12 protein-coding genes and 2 riboswitches are annotated in these 10,081 nt (G+C 71.5%); of the genes, 11 read left to right on the top strand and 1 reads right to left on the bottom strand.

Annotated elements, in window-relative coordinates:
- Together GEV28_RS40100 and GEV28_RS40095 are read left to right on the top strand one after the other, a co-directional pair.
- A partial coding sequence (locus tag GEV28_RS40100) for a hypothetical protein (protein WP_291419257.1) occupies positions 1-282 on the top strand: 282 nt, incomplete at its 5' end.
- Positions 283-501: 219 nt separating this feature from the next.
- Positions 502-777, top strand: a complete 276-nt coding sequence (locus tag GEV28_RS40095) for a hypothetical protein (protein WP_291419255.1) — start codon at positions 502-504, stop codon at positions 775-777.
- 19 nt (positions 778-796) lie between these two features.
- Here GEV28_RS40095 and GEV28_RS40090 read toward each other — a convergent pair whose 3' ends face one another.
- A complete protein-coding gene (locus GEV28_RS40090) occupies positions 797-1,162 on the bottom strand; it encodes a DUF190 domain-containing protein (RefSeq protein WP_291419254.1) in 366 nt (121 codons plus the stop codon).
- 40 nt (positions 1,163-1,202) lie between these two features.
- A riboswitch (Fluoride riboswitch) is annotated at positions 1,203-1,282 on the bottom strand.
- Between the two features lie 92 nt (positions 1,283-1,374).
- Positions 1,375-1,443: riboswitch (Fluoride riboswitch) on the top strand.
- Positions 1,444-1,564: 121 nt separating this feature from the next.
- On the opposite strand from GEV28_RS40090, the gene GEV28_RS40085 reads away from it, so the two are divergent.
- The 9 genes from GEV28_RS40085 (at position 1,565) to GEV28_RS40045 (ending at position 9,777) form a co-directional block, all read left to right on the top strand.
- Positions 1,565-2,521 carry an NADH-quinone oxidoreductase subunit H gene (locus tag GEV28_RS40085; protein ID WP_291419252.1) on the top strand — a complete coding sequence of 319 codons (957 nt, stop codon included), beginning with the start codon at positions 1,565-1,567 and terminating at the stop codon, positions 2,519-2,521.
- The gene (locus GEV28_RS40080; RefSeq protein WP_291419250.1) at positions 2,521-3,246 is read left to right on the top strand and encodes a hydrogenase; all 726 of its coding nucleotides are present in this window, start codon (positions 2,521-2,523) and stop codon (positions 3,244-3,246) included. The genes GEV28_RS40085 and GEV28_RS40080 overlap by 1 nt, the downstream gene beginning before the upstream one ends.
- A 2-nt stretch (positions 3,247-3,248) precedes the next feature.
- Positions 3,249-4,715 (top strand): proton-conducting transporter membrane subunit, encoded by a 1,467-nt coding sequence (locus tag GEV28_RS40075; RefSeq protein ID WP_291419248.1) that lies wholly within the window; start codon positions 3,249-3,251, stop codon positions 4,713-4,715.
- Positions 4,712-6,178 carry an NADH-quinone oxidoreductase subunit C gene (locus tag GEV28_RS40070; protein ID WP_291419246.1) on the top strand — a complete coding sequence of 489 codons (1,467 nt, stop codon included), beginning with the start codon at positions 4,712-4,714 and terminating at the stop codon, positions 6,176-6,178. The genes GEV28_RS40075 and GEV28_RS40070 overlap by 4 nt, the downstream gene beginning before the upstream one ends.
- Complete coding sequence (locus tag GEV28_RS40065; RefSeq protein ID WP_291419243.1) at positions 6,179-6,964, top strand: ferredoxin; 786 nt, start codon at positions 6,179-6,181, stop codon at positions 6,962-6,964.
- Positions 6,961-8,187, top strand: coding sequence for a proton-conducting transporter membrane subunit (locus GEV28_RS40060; RefSeq protein ID WP_291419241.1), 1,227 nt, complete (start codon positions 6,961-6,963; stop codon positions 8,185-8,187). Before GEV28_RS40065 ends, GEV28_RS40060 begins: the two co-directional genes overlap by 4 nt.
- Complete coding sequence (locus GEV28_RS40055) at positions 8,157-9,008, top strand: hypothetical protein (protein WP_291419239.1); 852 nt, start codon at positions 8,157-8,159, stop codon at positions 9,006-9,008. Before GEV28_RS40060 ends, GEV28_RS40055 begins: the two co-directional genes overlap by 31 nt.
- Before the next feature lie 21 nt (positions 9,009-9,029).
- A complete protein-coding gene (locus tag GEV28_RS40050; RefSeq protein WP_291419237.1) occupies positions 9,030-9,302 on the top strand; it encodes a DUF2180 family protein in 273 nt (90 codons plus the stop codon).
- Between the two features lie 124 nt (positions 9,303-9,426).
- Positions 9,427-9,777, top strand: a complete 351-nt coding sequence (locus GEV28_RS40045; protein WP_291419235.1) for a hypothetical protein — start codon at positions 9,427-9,429, stop codon at positions 9,775-9,777.
- Positions 9,778-10,081 lie beyond the last annotated feature (304 nt).

The raw sequence follows: 10,081 nt of genomic DNA, 5'->3' as shown, positions 1-10,081 counted from the left end.
TGCGGTGAGCTGGTGACCGCCTACCAGCGGTTGCGCGACGAGCTGCGGCGGATCGACTTCGCCGCCGAGCACCGGTGGCTCGGCGAGGAGGTAGCGCGGTTGTTGCGGTACCACCAGTGGCTGGTGCGTACGGCGCTGCAGCTGGCGTTCGCGGTCACGGACAACCCGCGGCGGGAGCCGATGCGTCGCCGGCTGACCGGCCTCGGCGCGCCCGCCGCTCGGCTGGCGGTGCTGCACCGGTGGGTGGCCGAGCGGGTGACCGATGTGGACGGCTCGTCATGAGCGAGCTTGCGAGCGAGTCGATGTCACAGGGCGACCGCGAGCGGCGACACCGAGCCTGCGAGGGGTCGTCATGAGCGAGCTTGCGAGCGAGTCGATGTCACAGGGCGACCGCGAGCGGCTCGACCGAGCTCGCGAGGGGGAGTTCGTTCGTGAGCTTGCGAGCGAACCATCGACACAGGGCGACCGCGAGCGGCTCGACCGAGCTCGCGAGGGGGAGTCATGAGCTCCTCTCCGGAGCGACCGTACGAGTGGCTCAGCGAGCGCGGCCTGGGGTTCTGGCTGCCGCCACGCGGCTTCGGCAACGGGCTGCCGGCGGCGGCGTGGGCGCAGCTCGCGGACCTGGCCGAGGGCCAGCTGGCGGCGGTGCTGTTCGCGCTGGCCGAGGCCAAGATCGCCGGGTATGTCGCGGAGGTGCGCGGCCGGCCAAGCGGGCCGGTGCGGTATCGCCTGTGGGGGTGGACTCGATGCGCTACCACCGCGCCGAGGACGTGCTGATGACGGTGTTGCGGGGACGTTAGCGGGCGGACCACCAGTGCGCCGGCCGGTGCTCGGGCGCGGTGTAGCGGATGGTGTCGACCGCGTCGAGGGCGACGAGCCCGCTGATGTCCAGTTCGTCGAGTTGGGGCAGGAACTCGCGGATCCGCCGTTCCTCGTCGACGATGAGGATCAGCAGCGGCAGGTCCTCGCTGAGCCGGAACAGGTGCGTGGTGTGGATGCGGGAGGTGGCGCCGTATCCCTCGATGCCGCGGATCACCGACGCGCCGGCGAGCCCGGCCTTGTGGGCGCGGTGCACGATCTCGGTGTAGAGGGGCTTGTGGTGCCAGATGTCGCCTTCGCCGACGAAGATCGACAGCCGGAGGGCAAGGCCTTGCGTCTTCATGGATTGGTCCTCCTGGCACGAGTCAGGCACATCGGTGCACGCGTTACCAGGAACCATCAGCCCGCGAGCGGGGCGGTTCGGACCCGGCGGGCCCTGGCGGGATCCATCGCCACTCTCAGTACGTCATCGCGTACATCTTCGCGCACACGGCGGGTCAAGCGCCAGCCGGTCGAGGCGTTGGGCTTGCGCACCGGGTGCGCCTTGGTCAGACTGTGATCACAGGCGATGGGGCTCGCCTCTAACCGCGGACTTGCGTTTCCGCTAATGGCCTCTACCGCACCACCTTCGTGTTCGCACGTTTGGCAGGCCGGTAGAGGAGGATCGAGTGGACGAGGACTCAGCAGCCCCCAGCCATTCCCGCGCTCCACGCGCCGCCCGTGCCTCCCGGGCGGGGGTGGCGCCATGACTGTGCCGATCCCGGTGGTGCAGACGCTGCAGGTGCTGACGGTTCTGGTCGTCGCGCCCGGGGTGTCGGGGGTGATCGCGAAGGTCGAGGGGCGGTTGCAGGGCCGCCGGGGGCCGCGGGTGCTGCAGCCCTACTACGACCTGGCGAAGCTGTTCCGGAAGGAGGCGCTCGCGCCGCAGGGGACGTCGTGGGTGTTCCTGGCCGCGCCGCTGGTGGCGATGGCGTGCTACCTGACGGTTCCACTGCTGATCCCGGTGCTGACCACGTATCCGCTGCCGCTGGGCTACATGGGCGACATTCTCGGTGGCGGTTTCGTGCTGGCGCTGGCGAGCTTCGTGGTCGCGGTGGCGGCGACGGAGACCGGGTCGCCATACGCGCAGATGGGTGCGAGCCGGGCGAAGACGTTCGGCGCGATCACCGAGCCGGTTGTGCTGTTCGTGGTGTTCACGGTGGCGCTGGTGACCGGGACCGACCTGCCGTATGCGCTGGCGGAGACGGTGCGTTCGTCGGCCGAGCAGATCGTGCGGCCGGCGCACCTGCTGGCCGCGGCGGCTCTGCTGCTGGTGATCCTGTACGAGACCGGGCGGATCCCGGTGGAGACGCACACCGGCACGAACGAGTTCGGCATGATCGAGGAGGCCCGCCCGTTCGAGCACTCCGGCCCCTACCTCGCGATGCTGCGGTGGGGCTCGGCGATGAAGCAGCTGATCCTGTTCACCATCCTGCTCAACGTGTTCATCGCCCCGTGGGGGCTCGCCGCGACGGCCGGCGTCGGCGCGGTGGCCGTCGCGATTCTCGCACTGGTGGGCAAGTGCGTGGTGCTGGGTGTGGTGATCGCCGTGGTCGACACCTCGTTCGCGAAGCTGCGCCTCTTCAAGATCACCGAGTTCGTGGCGGCGGCGTTCCTGCTGGCCGTGCTGGCCGTGTTCACCCTCTACTTCGGAGGCGGCTGATGGCTCCGATCGCCGTCGATGCTCCCGCCGTGGCTCCGCCGGGGGTGTACGCGGGTGTCGCGAACGGGTTGGCGGTGCTGGTGCTGCTGACCGAGTTCGCGATGCTGCGGACCGCGTTGCTGCGGGCGCAGGTTCGGGTGTACGCGGCGCAGTCGCTGCTGGTGTCGGTGCTGGCGGTGGTGGTCGCGATCGGCCGGGACGTGCCCGAGCTGTACGTGCTGGCCGGGTTGTCGCTGGCGTTGAAGGTGATCGTGGTGCCGTGGCTGGTGCTGCGGATGCTGCGCACCGCGTTGACGCTCGACCCTGCAAGCAGGTCTTCGGCAGGCACGGAGATCGCCGGCAGCGGTGCGCTGGGGGTGGCCAGCGAGGTGCTGCTCGCGGTGGCGGTGGCCGCGTTCGGGTTCTTCGCGACCGGCCGGTTTCACGTGACGAGCCCGGCGCTGCCGACGACGGCGTTGGGGTTGTCGGTGGCGGTGATCCTGGTGGCGTTCGTGTTGATGATCGTGCGGCGGGACGTGGTGTCGCAGGCGATCGGGTTCTTCTCGCTGGAGAACGGTGTGTCGCTCGCGAGCCTGGTGGTGGCGGCCGGCATGCCGCTGATCCTGGAGGTGGCGTTCCTTTTCGACCTGCTGGTGGCGGTGGTCGTGTTCGGGGTGCTGATGAAGGTCCACCACCAGCGAGCGGACTCACTGTCCACTCGGCACATCACGCGGTTGCGGGGGTAGCGATGCCGGTCGTGCTCGTGTTGCTGGTCACGGTGCCGCTGGTGCCGGCGCTGGTCGCGCTGTCCGGCCGGACCCGGGCGACCGAGGCGGTGAGCGTGGTGACCGGCGTGGCCAGCCTGGGGCTGGCCGTCGCGCTGGTCCCCGCCGTGGTGGACGGGCCGGTGCGGTTCGGGTTCCTTCGGGCGGACGCGGTGTCGGTGGTGTTCCTGCTCGGCACCGCCTTTCTCTACGCCGCGGCCACCGTCTACTCCGTCGGCTACCTCGCGTCCGAAAGGGACGATCCGGGGTTCGTCCGGTACGCGCGGCGGTTCTACCTCGGGCTGAACCTGTTCGCCTGGTCGATGATGTGTGCGCCGCTGATGGACGGGCTCGCCCTGCTGTGGATCGCGATCGAGATCACCACGGTCGTCTCGGCTCTGCTGGTGGCGCTGGACGACACCGACAACGCCGCCGAGGCCGCCTGGAAGTACGTGCTGCTGGCGTCGGCCGGACTGGGGATCGGGCTGCTGGCCACGATCGTCATGTACTACGCGGGATCCACCGTGCTCGGCGGCTCCTACGACCTGGCGTTCGCGCCACTGCTGTCCGCCGGCGGGGCGCTGCCGCACACCGCGGTGCAGCTGGCGTTCGTGCTCGCGGTGATCGGCTTCGGCACCAAGGTCGGCCTGTTCCCGGTGCACACCTGGCTCCCCGACGCACACTCCGAGGCGCCGACACCAGTGTCGGCGATGCTGTCCGGGTCGCTGCTCGCGGTGAGCTTCTACGCGGTGCTGCGCTACTACCAGATCGCGGTCGCCACGCTCGGGCCGACCTTCCCGCGCACGGTGCTGCTGGTGTTCGGCGTGCTGTCGCTGCTGCTGGCCGCGCTGTACCTGCTGGAACAGCGGGACCTCAAGCGGCTGCTCGCATACTCGAGCGTGGAGCACATGGGCATCCTCGCCATCGGCATCGGGCTCGGCGCGCCGCTGGCGGTCGCCGGGGTGCTGCTGCACGTGATCGTGCACGCCGCGGCGAAGGGCAACGCGTTCTTCGGCGCCGGGGTGCTGGTCCGCAAGTACGGCACCAAGGACACCGGCACCATCCGGTCCTGTTTGGACACGCTGCCGTGGACGGCGCCGCTGTTCCTGCTGGCGATCCTGGCGCTGTCGGCGATGCCGCCGTTCGGGCTGTTCCGCAGCGAGTTCCAGATCGTCGCCGGCGGCCTGGCCGCGGCGCACAACACGGTCACCGTCGTGCTGGTCGTGCTGGTGACGGTGGCGTTCCTCGGCCTGTCGGTGGCCACCACCCGAATGCTGTTCACCCCCGGCGCCGCGGGGTCGACCGTGCCGTCGCGCGGGGAGCCGAGTGCCTGGATGGTCGCGCCGATGCTGGCCGGGCTGGTGGTCCTGGTCGTGCTGGGCATCCACCCGCCCGCCGACCTCGCCGACCTGCTGACCCGCGGAGTCGCCGAGCTGGGAGGCGGCACATGACCGCGCGCACCCGAGAGGAGGTGCTGGCCCGCTGGCGGCGTGGGGCACGGTTCGCCGCGCTGCTCGGCGCCGGGGACATCGCCGGCGGTGTCACGCTGCACGCGTTGCTCGCCGAGCCGGATCGGATCGACGTGGTCGGCGTGACCCTGCCGCCCGGTATGGACCGCTACCCGTCGCTCACGCCGGAGCTGCCGCCCGCGTTCTGGTACGAGCGAAAGCTGCATGACCTGTTCGGGTTGGTTCCCGAGGGGCACCCGAGGCTGGACCCGCTGGTGCTCCCCCACCGCGACGCGGGCGATCCGCTGCCCAGCCCCGGGGCCGGTTTCCACCCGAGTCACGTGGAGCCGGACGAGCGGGCCCTGCCCAGCCAGGTGATGGGCGCCGGGCTGTTCAGCATCCCGCACGGACCGGTGCGCTCGGGGGTGTTCGAGTCCGTCGAGTACGTGGTGGAGACGCCCGGTGAGGACATCTCCCACGTCAACGTGCGACCGCACTTCAAGCACCGGGGACTCGAGGTCCGGTTCGAGGGCATGACCGCCGAGCGCGGGGTGCTGCTGGCCGAGCGGGTCGAAGGCGTCGCGTCGGTGGCGCACGCGCTCGCGTTCTGCCACGCCCTCGAGGACCTCGCCGGCGCGCAACCGCCGCTCGCGGCGCAGCTGGTCCGGGTCCTGCACGCGGAGCTGGAGCGCATCGCCAACCATCTCGACGTCGCGGTCAAGCTCACCGACGCCGCCGGGCTCGCGGCGGCGACCGCGCGCTTCGGCTGGCACAAGGAGTCCGTGCTGCGGCTGGTGTCCGCGTTGTGCGGCAACCGGTTCGGCCGCGGCGTCGTCGCCCCCGGTGGGGTCCGCGCCCTCCCACTGGTCGCGGCCGGCGAGATCAGAGTTCGGCTGGACGAGCTGCGCCATCGCCTCGCGTCCGATGTGGACGCTTTGATGGAGACCGCGTCGTTCCTGGACCGGCTGCGGGACACCGGTCCGCTGGACGAGGACCTGGTGCGCCTGCACGGTGTGCTCGGTCCGGTGGGCCGCGCGTCGGGCTACGACGACGACGCACGCTGGCAGCGGCCCTACGACGCGTACCCGAAGCTCGCCCGGCGCTCGGGTCCGGTCCGGGACGAGGGGGATGCGATGGCCCGGCTGTGGGTGCGGTGGGACGAGGTCGCCGAGTCGTTCGACCTGCTGCGGCAGGTGCTCGAGCAACTCGACGGCCCCGGCGAGCAGACCCGGGTGCCGGTCGAACCCGGCGCCGGGCAGGCGGTCGGGTGGGCCGAGGCCCCGCAGGGCGAGGTGCTCTACCTGGCCCGGACCGGCGACGACGGACGGCTGCGGCAGTGTGCGCCGCGGTCGGCGTCCTTTCACAACCTGTCGGTGTTCTCCCGGACCTTCCGCGGGGACATCCTCACCGACTTTCCGTTCATCGAGGCCAGCTTCGGTGTGTCGATCGCCGGGGTGGTGACGTAGATGCCCTGGGTGTTTCGCGGGCTGCGCAACGGAGTCCTGACCACCCGCTACCCCCGCCGTCCCGACGCCTACGCCGAGCACGGCGTGCGCAACCTCGCCCGGCCGGTCGCCGGCGCGGTGTGGCGGGACGGGCTCGAGGACCTGTGCCCGACCGGCGCGATCGGCCAGGCGCACGGCGAGGTGCGGGTGGACCAGGGGCGTTGCATCGGTTGTGGCGCCTGTGTCTCCGCGCGACCGGAGACGTTCGGGTGGCAGACCGGCGGCGACACGGCCCGGCTCGACCGGCGAGCGCTGGTCGTGCCCGAGCTGGCGGAGACCGACGACGAGCTGGCCCGGCTGCGCGCGGGGTTGGCCCGCCGCACCAGGGCGTTGCGCCGATCTGTCCACATCAGACACGTCGACGCCGGGTCGGACGGATCCGAGGAGTGGGAGGTGCTCGCGCTGCTCAACCCGGTCTACGACATCCACCGGTTGGGGATCTTCTTCACCGCGAGCCCCCGGCACGCCGACATCCTGCTGGTCACCGGCGCCGGCTCGCACGGCATGACCGCACCCCTGGCCCGCACGCTGGAAGGCATGCCGGTCCCGCTGGTGGTGATCGCCGCCGGCACCGACGCGATCAGCGGCGGGCTGGTCTCGCCGTCCTACGCGACCGCGGGCGGCGTCGGCGACCTGCTGCCGGTGGACGTGTGGGTGCCGGGCTCCCCGCCGAGCCCGTTCAGCCTGCTGCACGCGCTCCTGCTGGCCACCGGCCGGCTCCGGTCCGGGGCGAGGCGATCGGCATGACCTGGGTGCTGCTGTCCGGACTCGGCCTGCTCGGCGTCGCGCTGCTGGCCGACCTCGTCCTCGGGGTGCGCCACGCCTGGGCCCGGCCGCTGCCCTACCTGCTCGGCACGGCGGCCTCGGTGCTCCTCACGGTGACCGGGGCCGCCGGTCTCGCCGGGCACGGGGCCCGGGTCGGGCTGGACGCGTTCCTGGGCTTCGGCGCCGCGAGCCTGACCGTCGACCGGCTCTCCGCGCTGTTCCTCGTGGTCTGTTTCGCCGTCGCGGCGCCGGTGTCGCTGGCCTGCGCCGGCTGGGCCGCCCGTTCACCGCAGGGTCCACACCGGATCCGGGCACGTGGCCTCGGCTGCGCCTACGCGCTGACCCTCGCGTCGGTCGCGGTGGTGGTCACGGCCGACCACGTGTTCGTGTTCCTGTTCGCCTGGGAGTCGCTGACCCTCGACTTCTACCTGCTCACCGCGCACCACCGCCGCGAAGCCGCGCCCGCGGTCGTCACCGTCGTACTCGGCAAGGCCAGCGGCGCCGCGCTGCTGGTCGGCTTCCTCCTCCTCGCGGCCGCCACCGGAGACTTCACGTTCCCCGGCTTCGCCGCGCTGCCGCACACCAGGGTGCGGGACGCCGCGTTCGCCTTGCTGGTGCTGGGTTTCGCCGTCAAGGTCGGCCTGGTCCCGGTGCACGTGTGGCTGCCGCGCGGCTACCGCGCCGCGCCCGGCCCGCTGCGCGCGATCATGGCCGGGGTCGCGGTCAACGCCGGCTTCTACGGCCTGTGGCGCACCCTGGACCTGCTGCACCAGCCGCCGCCCTGGCTCGCCGTCCTCGTGCTGCTGCTCGGCGGTGCCACCGCCCTGCTCGGCATCGCGCACGCCACCGTGCAGACCGACCTCGCCGAGGTCGTGGCCTACTCCAGCGTGGAGAACGCCGGGCTGATCACCGTCGGGTTCGGCGTCGCCCTGGTCGGCACCGCGGTCGGGCTGGCACCGCTGGTCGCCGTCGGGCTGCTCGCCGCCACCTTGCAGCTGGTCGCGCACGCCATCGCCAAGGCCCTGCTGTTCACCGCCGTCTCGGGCATCGAAGACGCCACCGGCACCACCACCCTCGACGACCTGCGCGGCGTAGGACACCGGCTGCGGGTCAGCGGCACCGGGCTCGCGATCGGCGCGCTGACGCTGGCCGGGCTCCCGCTGACGCCGGGTTCGTGTCCGAGTGGTTCCTGCTGGAAGCGCTGATGCAACAGTTCCGGCTCGGCCCGCTCGGCTACACCCTCCCGCTCGCGATCACCGGCGCGCTCGTCGCGCTGACCGTCGGGTTCGCCGCCGTGGCGTTCGTGCGGATCGTCGGGCTCACCGTCCTCGGCCCCCGCGGGCCGCACGACGAGGAGCTCACCCGCGACGCCGGGACGTTGAGCGGAGTCGCGGTGGGTGTGCTCGGCGCCGGCTGCCTCGCGGTCGCCGCGCTGGCGCCGCTGGAGGTGCGGCTCATCGGCGCCGGCCTCGACCCGCTGGTCCCGCACACGGTCACCGCCTCGGCACGCAAGGGACCCTGGGTGCTGCAACCGGTGTTCGCCGACTTCTCGATCCTCTCCCCGTCCTGGCTCGCGGTCATGCTGCCGGTGCTCTTCGGCGCCGCCACCCTGCTGTGCCTCACCTTCGCCCGCCGCCGCATGTTCGCCGTCCGCCGCGTGCCCGCCTGGCGCTCGGCCACCGGCGGCGTCGCCGGTGAGAACCAGTACACGCCCTTCGCGTTCACCAACCCGACCCGCAAGGTCCTGGCCAACGTCCTGCTCACCCGCGCCGAGCTGCGCACCGTCGAACGCCAGACCGGCGGGCAGGACGACGACCCCCGCCGCGACGCCGGCGGCGCCCACCTCGGCTACACCTCCGACGTCGTCGAGGCCGTCGAACGCTTCCTCTACCGACCCCTGCTGCGCCCGCTGCGCACTCTTGTGCGCGCGGCGAAACGACTGCAGAACGGGCGACTCGACGCCTACGTCGCCTACATGCTCATCGCGTTCCTCGCCATGCTCGCCCTCGTCCTCATCCTCACCTGACCCAACCAAGAAGGAGAGATCATGCACTGCTACAACTGCGCCGACCGCGGCGACACCGTGCCGGCGGTCGCCGTCTGCGCCTCCTGCGGCGCCGCCGTCTGCCGTTCCTGCGCCCGGATCGGCAGCCAGACCACCCGACATTACCGGCTTTTCGTCGGCGGAAATCTCCTCACCGAGACCCGCACGATCGCGTGCCCGCCGTGCGCGGACGCGCTCGCCACCCATCACCCCGGCCGCTTCCGCTTCGCGACAGTGGTCGAACAGCCGGCCGAACAGATGCTGGAAACCCAGTAGGCTGCACCCAGCGCACCTGCGCCCGGCGGAGGGGCTCGCCGGACCCAACCGCGGTTCCACCCGATGGCACCGCCAACAGTCCCTACCTGACCAGGTCCACGCGATCACAGGTAGGGCTGCGCTCATGACAACACTGGCGATGCCGCTCGGCGGCGTACCCGGTCTCGTACTCCGCAACAGCGTCGACCCGTTCCGACGCCCCGAGCGACCCAACCCCGAGCACGTCGCTGGGCTGTGGAGACCGTTCGCCGTCAACGTCGCCGGCGGGTTCGTCCTCGGCGCCGCGGCTGCCGGCATCACCGCATCCGGCGCCCCGACCACCTACTGCCTGTTCGGCCGCGCGACCGTCAGGCTCGTCCGCGAAGGCTTCGCGCGGCGAACCCACTTTCCCCCATCGCGCACGCCATGTCGGGCTTCGCGGCCGCCACGGTCGGCGTCGTGCTCGGCACAGCCCTGGTCTCCTAGTGTCGCGTGATCCTGTTCCTTTGCGTCCGCTGTGGATCCACGTGGTTCCTGGCAAGGCGGAGGAAAGCCGCTCGTACTGGATGTACTTGGGCTTTTCTCCAACGCAGCCAGGGGCCGCGTGGACCGCAGCGGCGTAAAGGTTTCAGGGTCACGCGACACTAGCCTCGGCCTTTCATGCAATAGCCATTTGATCTTGTCTTGATTTTGTCGATCTTGGTTTGGGTGTTTCGGGGGATGGGCGTGAGTGTGCCGCCGACCTGCTGCGGTGTCGGCTGCTTCGGGGTCCTTTCGGGGTTGTAGGGGCAGGGGTGTTC

The organism is Actinophytocola sp. (assembly GCF_009379765.1).
GTDB lineage: Bacteria > Actinomycetota > Actinomycetes > Mycobacteriales > Pseudonocardiaceae > Actinophytocola.
The sequence above is the reverse complement of the archived record's forward strand: the minus strand, read 5'-3'. Positions and strand labels throughout refer to the sequence as shown.